We start from the raw sequence: 22,158 nt of genomic DNA on the forward strand, positions 1-22,158 counted from the left end.
AAAAGCTCGAAAATACAGAACTCGCTAAAAAAGACCGTAAACTGATAATAAAAATCAGACATCACCTGGAAAATTTTGATTTTGCCAGGGCCTTAACAACTCTGCAGCAAAGAGAACCGTGAAAAGGAGTTCCTGTGAATATTCATGCTTCTAAAATCAATTATGTACTTGATTACCCATGAAACTCAGCCAAATTGTGGATGTGCCTGTTTTATCAGGCTAGTGTCAGTCCAGATCATTTTATAATCAGTCTAATGTGATTTTTGAAATACGCCTGATAAAGCAGGCCCAATCCCCAGACTCACAAATAACAGGCTGAGTTTCATACGTAATCAGATAAAATCATAGAGTTGCTGCCCCTGTGACCAATTACGCAAAAGGAGTTGACGATGACAAAAATCCTTATACTTGGCGGCGGTTTTGCCGGAGTTGAAACGGCAATTTATCTCAGAAAGCAGGGACTTGACGTTACTCTGGTGAGTGACAGGGATTATTTTTATATCTATCCGGTCTCCATCTGGATCCCGACTGGCGGTACAACCCGGGAAGAGGTCTCCATCCCCCTTGAAAAACTGGCCGCCAGACACGACTTTCAGCTGATCGTTGATCCGGTGGTCTCTTTCCAGGCAAAAGAAAAAAAGGTGACCCTCGGGAGCGGCCGAGTTCTTGATGATTTTGAATATATTGTAGTCGCGCTCGGACAGGACAAGATCCGTATGAAAGGCATGGAACATACCCTCTCCGTCTGCGGCAGACCGGAAGAGGCAACGGAACTCCATAAGAGGTTGAATTCCCTGGTTCTGAAATCTTCCGGAAAGATTGCCGTGGGCTTCGGCGGTAATCCAAAGGACAGTTCCGCCGTTCGCGGAGGGCCCGCGTTTGAAGTGCTTTTCAATATCCATCATTTCCTCAGGAAAAAAGGGCTCAGGGATAATTTTGACCTGGTCTTTTTTGCGCCAATGGAAAAACCCGGTCAGAAGATGGGCGACAAGGCCCTGGCGATGATGGACAAAATGTTTTCCATGTTCAATATCAGGAAAAAAGTCGGTTCAAAAATCACCGAATTTGTTGAGGATGGGATTGTTTTCGCGGACGGTGAAAAAATCGAGTCCGATCTCACCATGTTTATTTCCGCAGGTACAGGGCACAATATTTTGCTGGAATCCGGATTACCGCTGAGCGAGGCCGGCTTTATCGTGACAAATGAATATAATGAAATTGAAGGGTTTGACAATATTTATGCCATAGGCGATTCCGCCTCGCTCCTGGGCCCGGATTGGCGTGCCAAGCAGGGCCATGTCGCGGAAGCAATGGCCAAAAACACGGCCCGCAATATCGGTTTGAAAATCCGCAATATAGACGAAAAACACGGCTACCTGGAGCATCTGAATATCCTCTGCGTCATGGACACGGGCAATGGCGCTGCCTTTGTCCACCGGAACAGTAAAGGCGGCAGGATAATCCCCATGCCGGTCGTCGGACACTGGCTGAAAAAAGGATGGGGCTGGTACTGCCGCAATTCCAAACTGGGCAGGATCCCCCGTATTCCCGGGATGTGATTGTCCGTAATTGCTCACAGAGCCGCAACTCCATGACTGGAAAAAAATGGAAAAATGAAAAAAACAGCATTGACAGTCAAAACCATGGTCTTCCTGACCCTGGCGCTTATCGCAGCCGGAATAATCAAATTTAACTTTATCAATGATGATGTCTATATGCCTGACGGCAAGGGCGGATATATCAACGAATATGGCAGGAAGGCGGAATTTGTGCCGGATGGGAGCAACCGGAATGATGATCTCTGCGATGAAAACGGCAACAGGTACGCGAGTGAAACCGAAGCATTAAAAGCCGGTTTGGCAAGGGCGGAATTCGGCGCCACCTATTGCCCGGAATACAAAATGCATCCCACCTGGGATAAAAACAGAAACGACATCAATGACTGTTATGAGGAAAACAACTGTTCAAAGGATCTGGATTATATGAGCCCGAGGAAATAGCCTTGTTAAAAAATCCGACTATTCACAGTCATTATTTTCTTGATTGCCCATGAAACTCAGCCGAATTGTGGATGTGCCTGCTTTATCAGGCTGGGCTTTGTACGTAACCAGATTATTTTTTTCATCATTTGCGGCCAGCTCCGCGCAGAAACCCGACAGGGCAACGGAAAAAGCTGTCTTTCGCAGGCGCAGAGATTTTTCGGCAAAATCTGCGGCAACCCCGTAATCACCGGCAGCAAGATTTTTCATGGCAAGATGCCGGCAGCAGCCGGCATGCTCCTCAATAGCCTGCAGTACAGTGAGATCGGCACCGCAACGACCGCAGACATCATCATCGTTTAACCGCCTCCGGCAGACCGGACAACGCTCCATTTAGTCGCCTCCAGTTCCTGGAACAGACCCCGTACGGCTGTAATTACTCACGGGTACCTCAAGCTTTTCACGGTCTCTTTTGTCCGCATAGATAGCTATAGCGAACAAAAGAGCCTGCAAAAATCTGAGATACCTGTGAGCAATTACAGTTCAGAGGTTATAAAATCATAGAGTTGCTACCCCTGTGATCAGTTACGTACGGCCTATACTTCCAGGTAAAAAATTATTTCAGTCAACTCATTAACATATGAGTTCAACGCCACCTGGTCATCCAGTTTTAGCGCGTCATCTATTTTTTCCACAAGTTCGATCAGGTCTTCGCCATCCTCCGGAGTTACATCATCAATCAAACTTTTGGCCCGCTCCATCACGGCCCTGGCCTTTTCCTTGTCGGTCTCACTTATAATCCCGTCCGAAGCAGAAACATCTTCTTCTCCAAACAAATCGATAATTCTTCCCCTGGCTTTGTCGACCTCCTCACTGGACAGACCGTCAAGCACCCTGTTGATTGTGATATCCTTCTTCAATCCTGTTCTTTTTTCCACCGCGGTCACCCGGAGCATACCATTATTGTCAAGCTCAAAGGTGGTAACTATTTCATTGCCCTGCCGAACATCAGCAAGCCCCTCAACATAGAACTCCCCCAGTTTGATATTTTCCAGAGAATTTTCTTTTTCCCCCTGAAACACATTGACGACCACCGATTCCTGGCCATCATAGCATGTAAAGAAAACTTCGCTTTTTTTAACCGGAATAGGAGTGTTCTTTTTGATAACGGGGACGAAAAGATTGGGTGTTGCCGTACCATCGGAAAATTGACCGAGGGCACTGGTGCCGAAAGTATATGGGGTAACATCCACCAGAACGGCGGACACATCATCTCCGGACAGCGTACCCGCCTGGATGGCTGCACCACAAACGACGCAGAGATCCGGATCCACCTCTCCCCTGGGCTGAAGTTGAAAAATCTCCTCCAGACGTGATTTGATCATCGGAGTTCTTGTGGAACCACCAACCAGCACAACCTCCTCGATATCGGTCGTCACCAGTCCACCACTCTTCAGGGTAAAATGAACCGTTTCCATGGTGTCGTCAACCAGGCCGCTTATCAAACTCTCGTATTCTTCGCGGCTGATTTCCGTAGATAAGTGGACTGGAACCCCTTTCTGTTCAAAGAGAAACTCCTCTTCAATGATCGCAAAAGGATTGTCGGAAAGATTAATTTTGGCTCTCTCCGCTCCTCTCACCAGCCTGGCGTGCGCCGCAGGATCCAGATCAAAATCACCATGCTTCTCTTTCAGGAAATCAAGAATATGATCCGTCAGCAGACGGTCAAAGTCGTCCCCCCCCAGGTGGTTATTGCCATGACTGGCAATAACCTCGACGACCCCGTTTTCAATCATAACGACCGATACATCAAATGTTCCGCCGCCCAGGTCATAAATCAATATCTTTTTTGAACCGGAGGAACCCGCTTCATAAGCCAGGGCCGCAGCGGTCGGCTCATTGATCATCCTGACTATTTCCAGGCCCGCAATCTCCCCCGCCTCTTTTGTTGCCTGACGCTGGGCATCGGAAAAATAGGCCGGCACAGTCACGACCGCTTTATCCACGGGCGACTCAAGATATATCTCAGCTCTTTTTTTCAATTTTTTCAAAATGATAGCCGAAATCTCCTGGGGGGTGTATTTCTCTCCGGCCATGGCAATCCGCACGTCTTTTCCCATCTGCCGTTTTATCGAACGGACAGTTCGTTCCGGATAAGCAGCATACTGGTTCCTGGCCTCTTCGCCGGTCAGCAGTCTGCCGTCTTCTGCCACACTCACGTAGGAGGGCATGATACCACTGCCATTTTCCCCAGGTACCACAAAGGGCTGACCATCTCTGATAACCGCAACTTCCGAATTAGTTGTACCAAGATCAATACCAATTATCCGTTCCATAAACCATTAACTCCAACATGATTGGTAATTGCCATAATGCAAACCGCGCCATGCTACACCGCCCTTCTGTTCACTTTCACCTCGGCATAACGTGCCACATCTCCATTCCAGTAAAATCCTTTTCTTAATTCCACACTCACCATACCATCGTCCAGAGAGGGGTTTTCATCCATCGCAACCGCCCTCATCCTCGCGGGGTCAAACTGTTCTCCGACACATTTAAAGGCGATGACGCCGCAAGTCTCAAGAATATCGACCAACCTCTTCAGATTCATCTCCTGACCGGAAGCAAAAGACCGAAGCAGCCTCTTCCGACCTCCGAATATCCTGCTCCGGAAAGTTTCCCGGGTTTTCTTTGCGGCAGAACATCCCGCCTCAAGCCGATCATATAAATCCAGCAAATCCATGATTAAAGGCCTCATGGTTTCTCTGCCGCACCTTTCAAAGCATTGCTGCTCCAGTGCCTGCAGCGAGCCGGTAACAGTCTGATATTCAGTCTCTCGCGCGGCCGCCTGGTGCTCAAAATTCTCAAGACCCCTTTTGATGAGACGCGACTCTATTTTTATCTCGTTTTTCAGGGTTGTAAGCTCCCGCATAAGAATATCAAGATCGGGCTCACTGCCGGACAGGGTATCAAAAGGCTGCTCAAGCCGGTCAAGATAAGACCTGAACTCACTGACGAGCGCTTCTTTTTCCACTTCATCCATGTTCTTTATCTGCTCCTTCAGGTGGAGGGATGCTCCGCAGTAATCGGCGAATCATCTTCAGTGTCGGTTTTTTTTTCTTCTTCCCATCGATAAACAGTTCGACAAACTCGTCAATAACTGGCATCTCAGTATGGAACAACTGGTATTCCAGTCGTTTTTTCTCCGTTCTTATCAGTTCATAACCGTCCTGGATTCGCTGGAACTTTTCCGGATATCGATCCGGCGGGTATTTTCGCACCATCTTAAGGTACCCCTGTCGTACAGCTTCATCATCACTGTCTTTGTCTATTCCAAGTCTTTCAAAGGGTGTTTTCATTCAAACAGATTCAGTTGTATTGGTTTATTCTTTTTTCCGGATTTGGCACCTTTTTTCTTTTCTGCCTCCACGCCGGATAGAGTGTCCTTCCTGTGCTTTTCTTCCATCTCCTCCTGATCTTCCCCTAATAAATCGCTGAAATAATCTAAGAATCCGTCCCGAGAGGATGAACCGGAGGACGACCCGGCCATATCAAAGGAAAAATACAGTTCATCAAGCAGATCGTCAAGCAGTTGAACTGTCTTCATGTCGCCCTGAAGCTCGGCAATTTCAGCACTTTCAACCAGGCGATCAAATTCTTTACTGGAAATCTTCTTTGTTCCTCTCCTGCTTTTTCCCAGAACCATATAATAATGGGCTATGGGAAGAGGAGGTTTAAATGCCATGGCCTTTCTACCGAATAATTCCAGCAGCCGATAATTGTCACAGCAATCAAATACCCGGCAGAAACGCAGCAGATCATCAAGCGTCAGACCGTCCCCTCTCCACTTTTTCAGCCATGGAGAGACTGTTTTCAAGCCATGTTCCCAGCCATCCTCCGCCTCTTTACTCATTTCCAGAAAAGGCAGTATACGCAACAGGTCATCCGCGGCGGGTATTCCCCGCAGACTAAGACGTAATTCCCTGTCGAAACGCTTCTGCCATTTATTTCCTATAGTCAATTTTTTTCCCGTGACGGATAGAAGAAAACGACCGGTTATTTCATGGCCACAGGCGGCCATACCCTGCTCGATATAACCTGATCCCACTTTCTCCTCCCCGTCCATAATCTCAAGACAACCCATAAAAAAATGTACCTTGCCGTGGACAAGATTATTTCTCTCGTACCCCATGGCAGTCTCACATTCTTTTTTAGCAAGATCCATTCTCTTTCTGTCGACCAGTTTTGCGGCATGACTGAGATGGGCGTTGATGAGCTGGATCCTCAGCGCCCTGTTCACCGGATCGAGCCGCAGCAGTTTCGCCGCAATCCCACTGGATTTTTTAAACGCCCCCCGCCGCAGAGCCGCCTCTATGGTCAACGACATAACCACCGGATCATCAGGGAACTTTTTGTACAGGTCATTGATCAATATGTACCGTTTATTATTCCCCTCCTCGTAACTGCCAATAAGTTTTATATGAAGATCACGGTCTCCAGGATCAGCCTCCAGTGCCATCCGGTAATATTCCCGTTCGCTCCCCTTGATATTCAAATAACTCCTGCCGAAAAAACCAGCGCAACGACTGTACACCAGGGCAATTTTCTTACTGTTTTTTTCACCTTCCCGCAACGTTTTTACCACCTCAAGCCATTGGCTGACCGCGGTGGAGAAATCACTCTCTTTTTCCGCCGCAAGAGCGAACAGTCGATGATATTCGCACGAATCAGAAAAACCAAATCTTTTTGAAAAATCAGTCACCTTGCCAGGAACATTAGGCAGCAAAAGTCCACATGCCCTTCTCAAAAGATCATCATTAATCAGTGCGCTGTTTCGCATAAGAAAATTGTAGAGCCTGCTGACATCGCCGTTATATTTTTCAAGTTCCCCAAGGAACTTCTTCTCCTTTTTCGTCACCCCCGTCAAGGCAGCTTCCGTCTCCACAGCCGGTTCTGACAACGCCGTTTGGGACACTTCCTTCCCGTAGCATGCAAGACTCAGGTAAGGAGCAGCAAGAACATAAAAGGGAGAATCCCGCCTGATCCCTCGAAAAATTTTTCCGGCACTTTGAATATCATTTTCCTCGTGCAGAAGCATCGCCTTTATGACAAGCTTAAAAGTGCCGTAGGGAGAACGCAGGGGAATCTGTTTTAAATTTGCCGTAACCTGATCCGGCTCACCACAGCAGAAGGCCTGTAATGTTTCAGCCGCAAGAGAAAAATATTTTCTTACGGGTGAGTCCTGCGGCAAAAAACCCAGGTCCGGCTTTTCGTCCGCCAGCAGAAAACTGCTAAGCGATTCTTCGACCCTTTGACTCTCCCGCCGGCAAAACGATTCGCCGTTTTGGAGGTAAACAGCATACCCTTCAGCGTACTTTCCCAGGATAAAATGAAGATGTATCAGCAAAGGATGGTCATCACATCGGCAGAACCGCACCATATTGTCATAAAGAAAAAGCGCTTCCTTTGCCATTCCCTTCCCGGCCAGTTGACGCATCCTCATCTGATATGCTGATTTCAGTAAAGCGAACCATCGTTCCGGCCGCTCATCCTCCGCAATCTTACGCAGGCTCTTTATCGCTTCAGCAGAGTTTCCAGCTGATAAATATTTCTCCGCCCGGGCCATCAGCGCCTGTGGATTTACGACCTTTCCCCTGCTTCTTTTTGTCCGTTTTTTTTTCTTCTTCACTTTGATCACATTGTCCGATCTGCCGGGACCATTGCCCCGTTATCTCTTTTTTTTACCATTTGGTGTTACAACCCGGCCAGTAATTGGTCACAAACACACTCTTTCTCTAGCTTAGCGACATTATGTAAATAACGCATCATATTTTTCGTTTTCTGAAGTGCATGATTTAGGTTATACTGTATCTGCTGAAACGTCATTGCTCACAAGCCCCAAGTTCATAAAAATACAGCCATGAAATCTTACCATACAGCGTTCACCCCGGAAGGGAAATTCGTCTACGGTATACATAAACCTTCTTTTTTCGTAAAAAACATGCGGGATACGGCCAAAACCGCCATTCTTGGCCGGGACGATGGTAATATTCCCGTTGATAACAGACAAAATTATCCGACAGATGATTTGACGGTGAAAAAAAGCGACTGGATCTTTGAGATCCCCAACGCCTTTTTCTTTCGGGGTCGAACCTATATTGACAAAGAGTGGGCGGACAGAAGTGCGGCTGATCTCGACAGGATCAGGATAGAGTCACCTGAAGAGGTCTCCTTTACCGATCTTGCCCAAACTTCCGGCGCTGGCTCGGATCTTCTTGAAAAACTGCCCACCCCCCTGCTCTTTGCCCTGGCAACCAGCTCGACTGACCCGGAAGACCTGAAGCGTCTTGCGGAACACTGTTGCGAGATTATAAAAGACGATAACGGACTACCTGTCGGTCTGCGCTACGGCTCGGGAAATGACGGGCGATCCAGGCCGGTTATCCATAACCACGACCTCTTTGAGGCTGTGGCCAATAATCCGGCCCTGCCCGATGATTATAAAATTGTCATGGTTATCCGTCCCGGTGCCCAGGGAAGCAGTGAAATAGTGGGAGAATTCAGAGAAGATCCACAGAAAAGCCATGTCTTTGAATACCTGCGTAGGAACTCGTATATTCCCTGGGGCCATTATGCCGCCAACATGGCGGACAACGCCATTCGCTACAGTATAGGCGAACTCTCGCAGACCGACATCAAGGGCTTGCGCCATCTCTATTACCAGCGCAGTTTTATCCGGATGGCGGAGGTTCTGGGAATAGCGTCTGACGGTTTAAAACAATCCCTGAACAGAGAGCAGCTTGAGGAACTGCGGCTGGAGATAATCCGTCATCCCGGTTTTTTCTCATCAGGATTTTCCACCCTGTGGGGCTGGAATTTCGGCTTTGATTTTGCTCCGAGCGGCTATCGGCTGCACGCCTCCCACCAGCAGATACATCAGCAGTATGCCATGATTCCAGGCACTGTCCCCGCCTTTTCCGGCTCCATGGAAAAAAGTGTGGGCGAACTTTTCTGCTACGGTTGCGGTGATCTGGTCGCCGACTGTATCCGGCAATACAAAAAGGAGTACGACAGCGAATTTTTTGAAGATTACAGAAAGGCCATTGTCACTAACAGACGGATGGATGATCGGCATGATCTTGCGGCTGACCTGGTGGTCTGGCAGGACGAACGGGTGATGCTGTTTGTCCCCAAGGCCCAGACTTCCCAATGGGAGTTGCAGTTGATGACCCTGCCCGTCTGGGAAGGCCTTCCTGCCGGAAATATTTTCGAGGCGGATACGTCAACCCGGAATTCCCTGGACCACGGGATTCTTACCGCCCAGAAGATTCTGGCCGAGCTGGGGGCAAAGATGGTCACCACGATTGAGTTCCCCAAACGATGTGACAAAGACTCACAGGATCTGCACCAACCGCTGCTCTACAGTTTCCTGCCCAGGCTGCCCCAATCGCCGGGTGCCTTCAGCGAGGCTCAGCTTCGCTTTATCAATGGTCATTACCCGGAAGACTTTGCCTGCCGCTGCCGGAATGTTAATCCCTTTTCTCAGTGATAATGGCATTAACGGAAGATTTTTCTATTACCTTCTGCAGACCAAGACGGTTCTGCGGGTTGATGATAACGGGACCGGCGATATTGGCGTGGAGTCCGGCCGGCCGGTTTTCCCCCTCCTCATGTTTGCTCAGAATAAGAAACACGCCGAGATCGGCAGGACTCGCTGCCCCCAGCAGCTCCTGCTCTTTTTCTGTCAGTTCCAGTTGATAGCTGATACCGTACTGTCCAGGGTCCACAAGGGTAAACGTCACTTTCGGGGAGTCACAGGATTCGAGCCAATAGGCACTGAAATCATTTTCTTCCTTGTGAAAAAGAAGGTAAGTGGTGTATTTTTCAAAGCCCGGAATACCTTGGGGAAAAGTGAGTATTTTTTCGGAATCGACTTCGTTTTTATCGGATACGGCACCGCTGATAGTCATCTTGCTCTCCTTGAGTAATGCCTGAGCCCATGACGGTTTTATGATTGATTTTTATTAACATTTTAAGATGCAGTCATAAAATTAATAATCGGGTATATTCAAAAAACCGCCCGCCTCTCTTTGAGGTAATTGCTCACGGATTCAGGTGATGGGTAACTGCTAAACTTCACTAAGTTTATCAGGAATAATATTTTAAATTCAACCTAAATCCTGCAATTGGCAAATTTACCGGAGATGCGAGGTTCAATGGCGCTGACGTATAGACATACTTCAAGCCATTGAAAACGAAGCAGGTAAGCGAGCCTGAGAGACTCCGGATTCGGTAAAATTGCCAATCCCGCAGGGCAAAGAAAATGAAAAAATTTACAATCACTCAAAAAGTGAGTGGCCAAATTCATTAAATACATCTTAATACATTGAAATCAAATCATATTTATATTTTTTCATTTTCTGAAGTGCAGGATTTAGGTCCTAATCAACCTGGATTATAATACGATTTGACTTCCGTTGTATATTCACCATTCTTCCGTTCATATATATACAATGGTGGCATGATATCAACTCCTGTTCCGCCATTTTTCAGTAAACGGACAAGAACAAGCTCAGCACTCCTGCGATTGTCCGGATAACTGTAGACAAACCTGATCTGTTTCGGCTCAAGCCGTTGGTTCCGCGCCTGCTGAATCAGTCCTGCCAGTTCGGTTGCAGGATAAACAAAAAAAACCGATCCCCGGTTTTTGACGGCCGCTGAAGCCACGGACATGAACTCAGCGAGGGACCCTGCTGTCTGGTGGCGGGCAACCAGGGATTCTTTATTATCTGAGATTCTGCCCTGTCCTGAACGGTAAAATGGCGGATTACAGATAACTTTTGTAAATGACTCCCGGGGATAATGATCAAAAAGCATTCTAATATCTGCTTCCTGCACTGCACAATGCCCTTCAAAACCATTAGCCTTGAAATTTTTTTCAGAAAGGGCCACCAGGGACGACTGGATTTCCACTGCTGTAAGAGAGTCAATCAACGCCTTATAACGATACATGAGAATCAAACCGAGAATCCCGCATCCACACCCCATGTCCAGAATCGTGTCTCCCTTTTTCACTGTCATAAAATGGGCGAGCAGTACGGAATCAATCGAAAACCTGTACCCCTCTTTGTGCTGAAAACAGACAAGTTCTCCGTTAAAAAGTGTATCTTTGGTCATTTCAGGATGTTCCCTGTCATGATCAACCATCTTTTATCCCCTTTTCTTCCTCTTCCCTTTTCATAAAAATTATATCTTGAAAAATACAATTTTCGTTCAAAGGCAAGGATCAGAGAAATTAGAAGCGCAGCATATCAGTCTAATGTGAATTTTATTCGTTTCCCCTGTAACGTACAGATCGGCTGAAAAGTCAATTTTTCAAAGTGATATTAAAAAAAAAGTGCTTTAAATGGGTGGACGTATTAAATAACTCTACCTATACATTTCAAGGTGGCCTTTAATAAAATTACCCCTTGATTCGTGTATGAAAGACGGACACCAGTAAGTAATTGTTTCAGGCATACCACCGACCTGGCTGAGTTTCATGGGTAATCAGAATTATACCTTATTCGTTCATGAACAATTACAAGAAATCAAAATGCAGGTAACTCCCACCTGAAGGAGATGAAGATACCATGTATGATATTTTTATAAAAACCCATTTTGCCGGCGCTCATCATTTACGGGACTATCCCGGTGACTGCGAAAAACCTCATGGACACAACTGGAAGGTCGAAGTCATGGTCCGTGCGGCAGAACTTGACGCCTGCGGTATGGGCATTGATTTTAAAGTGTTAAAAAAAATAGTGAAAGAGGTTATTGATAAGCTCGACCACCATGACCTCAATACCCTTCCCTGGTTCCAGGAAAAAAATCCTTCTTCGGAACATATAGCCGAATTCATTTTTGAAGGTGTCAATGACTTACTTCCAGATGACAACTGCTCCCTCCGGAGAGTCATGGTCATGGAAACCGACAACCAGGGACTCTATTATTACGGCAATCGGACAGGAGCATTGTAAAATGATACCGGGAGGTAAAATATTACAAAACCTCCGCGGATGCATGAAAAAGTTTTCAGACAAAAGGATTCTCCATGCTGACCCTTGAAACAGTCAAACTAGGAATAATAGGACTGGGCTATGTGGGTTTACCCCTGGCTGTTGAATTCGGCTCACTTTATCCTACTCTCGGATTTGATCTCAATCTCAATCGTGTTGCCGAACTGAAGAATGGAAAGGACAGTACCCTTGAGGTATCTGATGAGGAACTGCGCAAGAAACGAAATCTTCTGGATTTTACTTCAAACCCCGAAGATCTGCGCCCATGCAATGTTTTTATTATTGCCGTTCCCACTCCCATTGACTCATACAAACGCCCCAACCTCAAACCGCTGGAAAAAGGTTCTGTGACGGTTGGTAAACTGCTTAAACCAGGAGATATCGTTATATACGAATCCACAGTTTATCCCGGGGCCACTGAAGAGGTCTGTGTCCCTCTCCTGGAAGAGGTATCGGGATTGAAGTTCAATAAGGATTTTTTCTGTGGATACAGTCCGGAAAGAATTAATCCAGGCGATAAGGAACACAAGCTGCCTTCCATCGTGAAAATCACGTCCGGCTCCACTCCCGAAATTGCCTCATTTGTTGATTCACTCTATGGTTCCATTATTACTGCCGGAACATTTTCAGCCAGCTCCATCAAGGTAGCTGAAGCTGCAAAAGTTATTGAAAATACCCAGCGGGATGTCAATATTGCTCTCATCAACGAACTTGCCCTTATTTTTGATAAGCTCGATATCAACACCAGAGAAGTTCTTGCAGCCGCAGGGACCAAATGGAACTTTCTTCCCTTCCAGCCGGGTCTTGTCGGCGGTCACTGTATAGGTGTAGACCCGTATTACCTGACCCACAAGGCACAGGAGGTAGGGTATCATCCCAATATGATTCTTGCAGGACGACGGCTGAACGATTCCATGGGCGAATATATCGCCTCCACGGTCATTAAAAAGATGATCAGGAAAGGAATTGACGCGGCCGGTGCGCGGATCCTTGTTCTGGGCCTCACCTTCAAGGAGAACTGTCCCGATCTCAGAAATACCAGGGTGATCGATATAGTGAGGGAACTTAGCGAATATGGAGTAGCAGTGGAAGTATATGATCCATGGGTCACTCCCGATGATGCGGAAAAAGAATTTGGTATCAGACTGGCCACCCATCTCGAAAACACACGCTATGACGGTGTAATTGTGGCTGTTGCCCACCATCAGTTCGCGGAGATGACGGTTGGAGACTTACGAAAACTGTGCCATAATAAATCCGTAATTTATGATGTTAAGAACCTTTTCCCCTCCGATGAGGTTGACGGGTCCCTGTAATAAGGTGTTAATATTTCAAGGCCAACCTGCCAGAGATTTTTGCAGGATTTTCTTCACCATAGCCTGTCAGTATTCACACCTTGATGGTAATTACTCACAGGTACCCCAGCTTTACGCGGTCTCTTTTGTACGCATAGTAGGCTATAGCGAACAAAAGAGCCTGCAAAAATCTGAGGCACCTGTGAGCAATTACAGTTCAGAGGTAATAAAATCATAGAGTTGCTACCCCTGTGATCAGTTACCCTTGATGTTTTGTTACGCCACAAAAATCAACGAAAATCCAAGCTGCGTAAAAAATACTTTCCGTGGCTGAACCACCAGAAACAGAAGGTTGAGTAATGTTAAAAACAGTACCTGTTGAAAAAGCAGTTGGCATGGTTCTCCCCCATGATGTCACTGAAATTATAAAGGATGAGAAAAAAGGTGTTGCCTTCAAAAAAGGTCATATAATCAGAAAAGAAGACATCAACTACTTGAAAAGGCTGGGAAAAGATAATATTTACGTTCTCTCTCTCACGGAGAATGAAATCCATGAAAACGAAGCGGCTGTTATTCTGGTAAACGCCCTTGCCGGAAAAGGAGTTGAATATCCGGACCAGCCGGCAGAAGGAAAAATTGCCATCAAGGCCGCTTTTGACGGTTTGCTGCGAATTCATAAAGACAATCTTTTCCGCTTTAATATGCTTGGTGAAGTCATGTGTTCCACCCTTCATGACAACACTCCGGTACACAAAGGCGAAGTTGTGGCGGCAACCCGGCTTATTCCCCTGATCGCTTCACGAAAACTGGTTGAACAGGCGGAAGAAATTGCAGGAGAAGACGGGGGAACAATAGAAGTTGTGGCCCTCCCTGAAAAGAAAATAGGGTTGGTCATTACCGGCAGTGAAGTCTTCCATGGACGAATTGAAGACAAGTTTGAAGGTGTGCTGCGTAAAAAACTAGAACTGCTTGGCTCCACAGTGACAACTGTAAAAATGGCCCCTGATGATCCGGACATTATCGCCGCGGAAATAAAGAACTGTATTGAGGCAGGTGCCGACTGTGTTGTCACAAGCGGCGGCATGTCTGTCGATCCTGATGATGTTACCCGTGAAGGCATTCTGCGCGCCGGAGCCGTCGATGTCGTCTATGGCACGCCGGTTCTGCCCGGCGCCATGTTTCTCGTGGGGAAAATTGGCGATGTCGATATTCTTGGTCTGCCGGCCTGTGGTATGTATCACAAGATTACAGTCTTTGATCTTGTTCTCCCCCGGATTCTCACCGGACAGAAAATAGGACGAACAGAGCTGGCGGAACTCGGCCATGGCGGGCTGTGCAGAAACTGCAAAACATGCACATATCCCGTGTGTAATTTCGGGAAATAAACGGAACAGGTCTCACTCAGCCGGCTCCCTGAGCTGGACTATGGTTGCCCCCCAGCTGCCATCAGGGAGATCCGCAGACTTATATGAAAGGACATGCCTGTTCCTGTTGAGCAGTGCATGAACAATTCGCCGGAGCGTGCCCTTTCCCTTTCCGTGGATTATTTTTACCCGATCTATTTTCAAGTGAATACATTCCTCGATATAATCTGGGACCAGCGTCTTAACGTCTTTTGGAGAAAAGGCATGGAGATCCAGAACACCATCAATCTCTAGTTTTATTGTTACATCGCTGTAATTATTCTCAGTCATCAGGAATTTTCATCCAGGATTTCAAAAACCAGATCCGCAGCCTTTTCGGATGCCCCGGCTCCTCCAAGTTTTTTTCTCACTCCGGCCAGAGACTGGAGAATATTTTTTCTTTCTTCAGTTTCTCCCACGAGCAATAGAAGCTGTTCGGCAACAGCTTTCGCCTTGACCTCATCCTGTAACAGTTCTGTTACAACGCTTTTGCCGGCGATAAGATTGACAAGGGAAAAATGCTCAAGTTTTACCAGAAGTTTTGCCAATATATAGGTGATTTTAGAAAGTTTATAGACAATCACCATTGGAGTGGAAAGGATGGCCAGCTCTAGTGTTACGGTTCCGGACGCGGCAACAACCGCCCGGCAGCTGTTCATGAGATTATAGTTGTCATCGGCAACAACCCTGACATCCAGAGCAGCTCTATACCGATTAAGACCTGCCTCATCCAGATCGTTTTCCGTCAAGGTTGAGGCAAGGGGGACAAGGAAAACCGGAGGTTGTTCCCCTTTTTTTTCCGTGATTATTTCTGCCGCTTCCAGGAATACGGGAAGCAGTGACCTCACTTCCTGTTTTCTGCTTCCGGGAAGCAAACCAATGCAGCATCTGCCGGGTGCAATATTGTACTTTTTGTAAAATTCTTCTCTGGACAGTGTCGTCCTGACACTGTCCAGCAGGGGATGTCCCACATACCTGGCATCAACTCCCCTCTCTTTTAAAAAAGACTCTTCAAAGGGCAGAATAACCCCCACCTTATCAGTGCGGTCTCTGATGATTCCTGTTCGCCCCTGCCTCCAGGCCCACACCTGGGGCGGGATATAGTAAAATACCGGAATATTAAGTTTCTTTGCTTTTTTAGCAAGAAGCAGATTAAAATCGGGCAAATCGATAAGAATCAAAAGATCGGGAGGATCCTGAACCATCCTTTTTTTCAGGACAGACTGTGCGGAAAAAATATCCTTCAGGCGGGCTAAGACTTCGACGATCCCGACTACAGAAACCTTCGCAGCATCAAAGAGAATCTCAACACCTAGACTCTTGAGTTCGCTCCCACCCATACCACAGAATGACAGGTCAGAAGAGCGAGACTGTAAGGCCCGGACAAGGTTGGCACCGTGGAGGTCACCGGAGGCCTCTCCGGTGACAATCATTATTTTCATTTATAGAAATTATTTCAGGCTGTGAGTTATTACCCAGGTGAAGAATTATGTTTCAATTCTTTAAACAGATCGAGCTGTTGATGTTCCTTGATCTGTTCTATAACCTGCAGGGCAACATCCAGAGCTCTTCGACCTTCCAGGCCGGAGACAACGGGTTTTGACCGTTCTTTTATGTGGTGAACAAATGACTCTATCTCACTGCGAAGGGCATCTCCCCCACTGAATTCCTGCACATCGATTTTCTGCTTGGGCATGCCGCTTTCCTGCAACTCATCTGACAGCTCTATAATCATCACCTTTTTATTGCCGAAATCCACATTGATATAGGAGCCTGGCTGGAAAATACGCATTTTCCTCATATTGGTACGGGATATCCTGCTGACTGTCACATTGGCCGTTGCCCCGTTTTCAAAAATTAATCTGGCATTGGCAATATCTGTGGTCCGGGTTGCTACGGGTGCTCCAACCGTATGAATGGTCTTGAGAGGAGATTTAATTATATTTAGTATAATATCAATGTCATGAATCATCAGATCCAGAACGACATCAACATCTGCGCCCCTGTTTTTAAACGTTGCGATCCGGTTACTTTCAATAAAAACCGGGGTTGTCAGAAAAGGTTCCATGGCCTGAACAGCGGGATTAAATCGCTCAAGATGCCCCACCTGCAGAATAAGATCATTTTTTTCCGCCTCGGCAATCAGACCGTCAGCCTCTTCAAGAGTCACTGTTATCGGTTTTTCCAGAAGAATATCTTTACCGGCCTTGAGACAGTCCAGTGCCACTGCAAAATGTAAAGGCGTCGGCACAACGATGGACAGAGCATCTATCTCAGGGAGGAGATTTCTGTAATCCTTAAAAAAACGACAATTGCATTCCCCGGCAACCATCCTGCCCTGGTCAGCATCCGTATCTGCTATACCAACCAGATTAACGGATTCAATATCCGCGTATTTCTGGGCATGAAACCTGCCCAGGTATCCGGTACCAATGACACCAACATTCAACACTGTCATAATTTACTGTAATCCTCAACTCGAACTGGAACAATAACTCTGTGAGCAGTTGTATTGTATTCCCTTTAGATACCCAGGTAAGCCTTCTGAATCTCTGTATTTCCAAGGAGCTCATCAGCCCTGCCGGCCAGGGTTATTTTCCCGTTTTCCATCACATAACCTCTATCGGCAATATGAAGTGCCTGGTTGGCGTTCTGTTCCACAAGAAAGATGGTCGTGCCACTCTCTTTATTAATTTTCTTTATAATTTCAAAAACCTGTTTGATAACAAGAGGAGCCAGTCCCATGGAGGGTTCATCAAGCAGCATCAACCTGGGCCTGGCCATAAGGGCCCTGGACATGGCCAGCATCTGCTGCTCTCCACCGGAAAGCGTTCCACCGTCCTGGTTTTTACGTTCGGCCAGAATCGGAAAGAGATCAAAGACATATTCCATATCCTTTTTTATTTCCTGATGATCCGAGCGCAGAAAGGCACCCATGTCAAGATTCTCCTTGACTGTCAACAGCGGGAAAATATGTCGCCCCTCGGGAACCTGACAGATGCCCATACGCACGATTTCATCCGGCTCCCTGTCCTGGATTTCCTCACCAAGAAAAGAAATTTTTCCCGCACGGGATGACACAACCCCGCAGATCGTCATGAGCGTGGTGGTTTTACCGGCCCCGTTGGCGCCGATCAGGGTGATGATTTCGCCTTCTTTAATTTCCAGGGATACATCCTTGATAGCCAGGATATTGCCATATCCAGCCTGTACATTCTGTAATTTAAGCATTGATATCTTCCCCCAGGTAAGCCTTGATAACTGCAGGATTTTCACGGATCTCAGCAGGTGTTCCCTGTGCAATTTTCCTGCCGTAATCCATAACAAAAATCCTGTCCGACAGGCTCATAACCAGTTTCATATCATGTTCTATCAGCAGGATCGCCTGGCCATCGGCGGATATTTCCTTTATCAGTTCATCAAGTTCAATCGTTTCCTGTGGGTTCATTCCCGCAGCAGGTTCATCAAGAAGCAGAAGGAGCGGTTCTGTTGCCAGCGCCCTGGCAATCTCCAGTCTTCTTTGCCCACCATAGGGTAGATTCTCTGCGAATTCATTGGCATACTGCTCAAGTCCGACCTTCTGCAGGATCGCGTAGCTGGTCTCAAGAATAGACTGTTCCTCTTCACGTGTAGCCCTGTTCCTCAAGATAGCCCCGAGAATAAAAGCTTTGGTCCGACAGTGTCTGCCTATCATAACGTTTTCGAGAACCGTCATTTTTGAAAAAAGCCTGATGTTCTGGAACGTCCTGGCAAGACCTTTTTCCGTAACCTGATTCGGTTTCAGTCCTTTCAGGCTTTCACTCTTTCCGGTTTTCGGAGAAGTCAACAACACCTCCCCGGCAGTCGGCATATAGATACCTGTCACACAATTAAAAAAGGTTGTTTTACCTGCACCGTTCGGGCCTATCAGTGCGACAATTTCTCCGCCATAGACATCAATATCCAATGCATCCAGAGCACGAATACCTCCGAAATCCATGGTCAGACCGGTAACGTTCAATATCGGACTGTTCATCATCAAGGTTTTATTTTTTAATTTTTTATTTTTAATTTTTTGTTTTTGTTTTTCAGATCAATATCCTCTGCCTTATAAGTCCGGCGGATATTCGCTATCATTCCCTGGGGTCTGAAAACCATCATTGCAACCATAACACCACCGAACGCAAGCATCCTGTACTCGGACAGTGCCCTGAGATATTCCGGCATTAGAATAAGAATAAAGGCACCAAGGATAACGCCGACAATAGACCCCATACCTCCAAGGACAACAATGGAAAGAATGATAGCTGACTCAAGAAAGGTAAAACTGGCCGGATTGATAAAAGTGGTTTTTGCGGCAAAAACCACCCCCATTAATCCCGCCCAGAACGCTCCCAGGGAAAAGGCGACAAGCTTGGTTTTTCTTTTGTCAATTCCCATGGCCTGGCAGGCTATCTCATCTTCTCTGAGGGCAATCCATGCCCGGCCCAGACGTGAATCCTGCAGCCGGTTTACCACAAAAATCGTGATAATCACGCCAAGTACCATAAGATAATAAATATAAATGATTGACGATTCCAGGGGCAGATCAATACCGAAGAAACCGGGTCTCGGAATATTGGAGATACCACTTGGTCCCTTGGAAAATTCTCCCCAGTTTTCAAGGACAAGTCTGATTATTTCTCCAAAACCGAGCGTCACAATCGCCAGATAATCCCCCCTGAGTCGAAGAACAGGAAATCCGAGAAGAATACCAAAAACGGCTGCAAGACACCCACCTATCGGCAGAACAGTCCAGAAACCAAGATGAAAGTGAAGATTCAAAAGAGCATAGGAATAGGCGCCAACGGCATAGAAGGCGACAAACCCCAGATCCAGCAGACCGGCCATACCGACAACTATGTTCAGCCCGAGCCCCAGCACCACATACATTAAGGCGGTGACCATAACGTTTGTCTGATAGGAAGAAAAAACAAATGGAAATGCGACGGCTGATCCGAGAAGAACAGCAATCAGAATATTCTTTTTCTTCTTATCCATTAAAAGGGTATGGATAAAACTTTCAGCCTTCTGCTCTTTCTTTTTCCCGGCTGTTTTGGGCTGTAACTGTCTGTACTTGTAAAACCTGATCAAAAGGTAGATCAGGAACGTGCCAACCGCCACATAAAGCGCATTATTCCATCTCCATCGAATAATCCTTTCAATAGGATCGACCTTGATAACCATTATGGGAAAGGTCAAAAAGACAAACCAAAGAGAAATGCCAACAGCTTTTTTCAATTCATTTACTGGAATCATTGTGTATTATACTTTCTGTGTTTCAGATTTTCCTAATAATCCTGATGGCTTGAATATAAGAATAAGCACTAGGAGAGAAAAAGCGAAAACATCCTCGTAGTCACTTGAAACATATCCAGTGGCAAAACTCTCCGTAAGCCCCAGGACAACACTGCCGAGAACAGCGCCGGGAATTGACCCGATACCTCCCAGAACAGCAGCCGTAAACGCCTTGATTCCAGCGATAAAACCGATATAAAAATTTATCTGTCCGATATGTGAAGCAATCAGCAGACCGCCTATCGCTGCAAGAGCTGAACCGATAATAAAAGTGGCGGAAATAATATTGTTCACATTGATGCCCACCAGCATGGCCATTGTTCTGTCCTGTGCGGTGGCCCGCATGGCCTTCCCTATTCGGGTAAATTTAATGATATAGGTGAGAATCAGCATCACAACAGTGGTTGCTATCATGATGACAAGGTCAGTGGAACCGACGATATGGGCAATTGGCTCCATGAATTCAAAATCAGGAATCAGAGCGGGAAAAGGCAGAAAATCTGAAGTCTGTGCCAGCAGGACATAATTCTGCAGAAAAATGGACATGCCTATCGCACTGATGAGAGGAGATAATCTGGGGGCATGACGCAGGGGTTTATACGCTATTTTTTCAATCGTGTAACCGTAGGCACTTGACCAGACTGCGGCAGCAACTCCGGCAATGACAATAATCGCCAGCAGAGGAAAGCCATATATGGAGAGAACAGTGGCTACAATAAAGGCAGTGAATGCCCCGATCATGTAAATTTCACCATGGGCAAAATTGATAAGACCGATGATACCATAGACCATCGTATACCCGAGTGCGATAAGCGCATAGATGGAACCACGGGTCAGACCACTGAAAAAAAGTTCAACAAAATATGAAAAGTCCATAAAAATTCACAAAAAATTACCTGAACCGAAGTGATAGAAAAAATCATGCACTTCAGCCCAGGTAGATTAATAATGTATAATGCTAGTTGACTTCTACAAACTTTGCATTTTCAACTTTATAGACGGAGAAACCGACACCGATGGCATCGCCTTTATCGTTAAAATAGATTTTTCCTACAGGAGTATCAACCTTTTCAGTCTGGAGTACTTTCTTCAGAGCTGCGAGATCAGTGGTACCTGCTTTTTCAATGGCGTTGAGGAGAGCAAGAACGGCAGAATAGGCGTTCTCATAGAATGCACCCGGATCAGATTTATATTCGGCCTTATGTTCTTCAATAGCAACCTTTGACAAGGGGTTTTTGGAATTGTCTTTGGGACCTGAAGCATAGGCACCCTCAGCGCTCTTTCCGGCAACCTTGATGAAAGTCATGTCTTTCACACCGTCATCGGAAATAAACTTGGTCTTCAGCCGTTTTTTCTTCATCAGCCCTACAATTTTGGAAGCTTCGGGATGATATCCACCAAAAATAACTGCTTCTGCACCGGACTTCCTGATTTTCTGAACTATTGCAGAATAATCAACTGCTCCGGGGGTAACACCTTCATACAGGACAACTTTCCCCTTACCGGATTCCTCAATGAATTTCTTGGCGAATTCCGCAAAACCCTTACCATAATCACCTTTATCATGAACAACGGCGATTTTAGTATATCCGAGTTTACCAAGGGCAAAATCCACATCAACCTTGGCCTGGGCATCATCCGGGGCAATGGTTCTGAAGAAATTGGGGTAGTCACCGCTTTTGGTCAGTGCCGGATTTGTTGCCGAAGGAGACATGACGAGAATACCCGCATCCTTATATATGGGCAAGGCAGCTTTCGTTGCACCTGAACAGATATGACCAAGAACAACCTGAGCACCTTCCGTCACGAGTTTGGTTGCAGTATTGGTCGCGATTTCAGGCTTGCAGACATCGTCTTCGATAAGCAGTTCAACCATTTTGCCATTAATTCCACCATTGGCGTTGACCTTTTTCACCACAAGCTTGGCCGCATTTACAGAAGGCAATCCGTATGACGCGAGGTCTCCACTGTGGGGACCCGCAACTCCCAACTTGATGGTATCACCGGCCATACCACTCACCGGCAGTGAAAGGGCCATTAAGACACAAGCTGCAGTAGAAACAAATTTACCAGTTAGAGCTGACTTCATTTTCTCCTCCCTCTAAAA

General features: G+C 46.5%; 21 protein-coding genes. 6 read left to right on the forward strand and 15 right to left on the reverse strand.

Features of this window, described 5'->3' with window-relative positions:
• The first annotated feature begins 389 nt into the window (after nucleotides 1-389).
• Both ACXLDX_RS09195 and ACXLDX_RS09200 read left to right on the forward strand, forming a co-directional pair.
• A complete protein-coding gene (locus tag ACXLDX_RS09195) occupies nucleotides 390-1,559 on the forward strand; it encodes an NAD(P)/FAD-dependent oxidoreductase (RefSeq protein WP_457576880.1) in 1,170 nt (389 codons plus the stop codon).
• A 54-nt stretch (nucleotides 1,560-1,613) separates the two neighbouring features.
• Nucleotides 1,614-2,000, forward strand: coding sequence for a hypothetical protein (locus ACXLDX_RS09200; protein ID WP_457576881.1), 387 nt, complete (start codon nucleotides 1,614-1,616; stop codon nucleotides 1,998-2,000).
• 18 nt (nucleotides 2,001-2,018) lie between these two features.
• Here ACXLDX_RS09200 and ACXLDX_RS09205 read toward each other — a convergent pair whose 3' ends face one another.
• From ACXLDX_RS09205 to ACXLDX_RS09225, 5 genes are all read right to left on the reverse strand, one after another.
• Nucleotides 2,019-2,372 (reverse strand): hypothetical protein, encoded by a 354-nt coding sequence (locus tag ACXLDX_RS09205; RefSeq protein ID WP_457576882.1) that lies wholly within the window; start codon nucleotides 2,370-2,372, stop codon nucleotides 2,019-2,021.
• A 203-nt stretch (nucleotides 2,373-2,575) separates the two neighbouring features.
• Nucleotides 2,576-4,315 carry an Hsp70 family protein gene (locus ACXLDX_RS09210; RefSeq protein WP_457576883.1) on the reverse strand — a complete coding sequence of 580 codons (1,740 nt, stop codon included), beginning with the start codon at nucleotides 4,313-4,315 and terminating at the stop codon, nucleotides 2,576-2,578.
• Nucleotides 4,316-4,368: 53 nt separating this feature from the next.
• Nucleotides 4,369-5,022 carry a nucleotide exchange factor GrpE gene (locus ACXLDX_RS09215; RefSeq protein ID WP_457576884.1) on the reverse strand — a complete coding sequence of 218 codons (654 nt, stop codon included), beginning with the start codon at nucleotides 5,020-5,022 and terminating at the stop codon, nucleotides 4,369-4,371.
• Entirely contained in the window at nucleotides 5,015-5,338 is a 324-nt protein-coding gene (locus tag ACXLDX_RS09220) for a J domain-containing protein (RefSeq protein ID WP_457576885.1), read from the reverse strand. The genes ACXLDX_RS09215 and ACXLDX_RS09220 overlap by 8 nt, the downstream gene beginning before the upstream one ends.
• Nucleotides 5,335-7,668 carry a hypothetical protein gene (locus ACXLDX_RS09225; protein WP_457576886.1) on the reverse strand — a complete coding sequence of 778 codons (2,334 nt, stop codon included), beginning with the start codon at nucleotides 7,666-7,668 and terminating at the stop codon, nucleotides 5,335-5,337. The genes ACXLDX_RS09220 and ACXLDX_RS09225 overlap by 4 nt, the downstream gene beginning before the upstream one ends.
• Before the next feature lie 231 nt (nucleotides 7,669-7,899).
• On the opposite strand from ACXLDX_RS09225, the gene ACXLDX_RS09230 reads away from it, so the two are divergent.
• The gene (locus tag ACXLDX_RS09230) at nucleotides 7,900-9,528 is read left to right on the forward strand and encodes a hypothetical protein (protein WP_457576887.1); all 1,629 of its coding nucleotides are present in this window, start codon (nucleotides 7,900-7,902) and stop codon (nucleotides 9,526-9,528) included.
• Here the strand turns inward: ACXLDX_RS09230 and fliW are convergent.
• Both fliW and ACXLDX_RS09240 read right to left on the reverse strand, forming a co-directional pair.
• Nucleotides 9,509-9,949, reverse strand: coding sequence for a flagellar assembly protein FliW (gene fliW / locus ACXLDX_RS09235; protein WP_457576888.1), 441 nt, complete (start codon nucleotides 9,947-9,949; stop codon nucleotides 9,509-9,511). The two genes, ACXLDX_RS09230 and fliW, sit on opposite strands and share 20 nt — an antisense overlap.
• 475 nt (nucleotides 9,950-10,424) lie before the next feature.
• Nucleotides 10,425-11,186: a tRNA1(Val) (adenine(37)-N6)-methyltransferase gene (locus ACXLDX_RS09240; protein ID WP_457576889.1), complete on the reverse strand. Its 762-nt coding sequence runs from the start codon at nucleotides 11,184-11,186 to the stop codon at nucleotides 10,425-10,427.
• A 425-nt stretch (nucleotides 11,187-11,611) separates the two neighbouring features.
• On the opposite strand from ACXLDX_RS09240, the gene queD reads away from it, so the two are divergent.
• From queD to ACXLDX_RS09255, 3 genes are all read left to right on the forward strand, one after another.
• Entirely contained in the window at nucleotides 11,612-11,998 is a 387-nt protein-coding gene (queD, locus tag ACXLDX_RS09245; RefSeq protein ID WP_457576890.1) for a 6-carboxytetrahydropterin synthase QueD, read from the forward strand.
• A 74-nt stretch (nucleotides 11,999-12,072) separates the two neighbouring features.
• A complete protein-coding gene (tviB, locus tag ACXLDX_RS09250) occupies nucleotides 12,073-13,353 on the forward strand; it encodes a Vi polysaccharide biosynthesis UDP-N-acetylglucosamine C-6 dehydrogenase TviB (RefSeq protein WP_457576891.1) in 1,281 nt (426 codons plus the stop codon).
• Nucleotides 13,354-13,691: 338 nt separating this feature from the next.
• Nucleotides 13,692-14,717, forward strand: coding sequence for a molybdopterin-binding protein (locus ACXLDX_RS09255; protein WP_457576892.1), 1,026 nt, complete (start codon nucleotides 13,692-13,694; stop codon nucleotides 14,715-14,717).
• A 12-nt stretch (nucleotides 14,718-14,729) separates the two neighbouring features.
• On the opposite strand, the gene ACXLDX_RS09260 is transcribed toward ACXLDX_RS09255, so the two are convergent.
• From ACXLDX_RS09260 to ACXLDX_RS09295, 8 genes are all read right to left on the reverse strand, one after another.
• A complete protein-coding gene (locus ACXLDX_RS09260; RefSeq protein ID WP_457576893.1) occupies nucleotides 14,730-15,026 on the reverse strand; it encodes a Smr/MutS family protein in 297 nt (98 codons plus the stop codon).
• Nucleotides 15,026-16,177, reverse strand: a complete 1,152-nt coding sequence (lpxB, locus tag ACXLDX_RS09265) for a lipid-A-disaccharide synthase (RefSeq protein WP_457576894.1) — start codon at nucleotides 16,175-16,177, stop codon at nucleotides 15,026-15,028. The genes ACXLDX_RS09260 and lpxB overlap by 1 nt, the downstream gene beginning before the upstream one ends.
• Before the next feature lie 29 nt (nucleotides 16,178-16,206).
• Nucleotides 16,207-17,193, reverse strand: a complete 987-nt coding sequence (locus ACXLDX_RS09270; RefSeq protein ID WP_457576895.1) for a Gfo/Idh/MocA family oxidoreductase — start codon at nucleotides 17,191-17,193, stop codon at nucleotides 16,207-16,209.
• A 65-nt stretch (nucleotides 17,194-17,258) separates the two neighbouring features.
• Nucleotides 17,259-17,966 (reverse strand): ABC transporter ATP-binding protein, encoded by a 708-nt coding sequence (locus tag ACXLDX_RS09275; RefSeq protein ID WP_457576896.1) that lies wholly within the window; start codon nucleotides 17,964-17,966, stop codon nucleotides 17,259-17,261.
• Nucleotides 17,959-18,750, reverse strand: a complete 792-nt coding sequence (locus tag ACXLDX_RS09280; protein ID WP_457576900.1) for an ABC transporter ATP-binding protein — start codon at nucleotides 18,748-18,750, stop codon at nucleotides 17,959-17,961. The genes ACXLDX_RS09275 and ACXLDX_RS09280 overlap by 8 nt, the downstream gene beginning before the upstream one ends.
• Nucleotides 18,751-18,767: 17 nt before the next feature.
• Nucleotides 18,768-20,012 carry an ABC transporter permease subunit gene (locus ACXLDX_RS09285; RefSeq protein WP_457576897.1) on the reverse strand — a complete coding sequence of 415 codons (1,245 nt, stop codon included), beginning with the start codon at nucleotides 20,010-20,012 and terminating at the stop codon, nucleotides 18,768-18,770.
• 6 nt (nucleotides 20,013-20,018) lie between these two features.
• Entirely contained in the window at nucleotides 20,019-20,927 is a 909-nt protein-coding gene (locus ACXLDX_RS09290) for a branched-chain amino acid ABC transporter permease (RefSeq protein ID WP_457576898.1), read from the reverse strand.
• Nucleotides 20,928-21,009: 82 nt separating this feature from the next.
• Nucleotides 21,010-22,089: a branched-chain amino acid ABC transporter substrate-binding protein gene (locus ACXLDX_RS09295; RefSeq protein WP_457576899.1), complete on the reverse strand. Its 1,080-nt coding sequence runs from the start codon at nucleotides 22,087-22,089 to the stop codon at nucleotides 21,010-21,012.
• Nucleotides 22,090-22,158 lie beyond the last annotated feature (69 nt).

The sequence above is a fragment of the Desulfomarina sp. genome, from assembly GCF_054039375.1.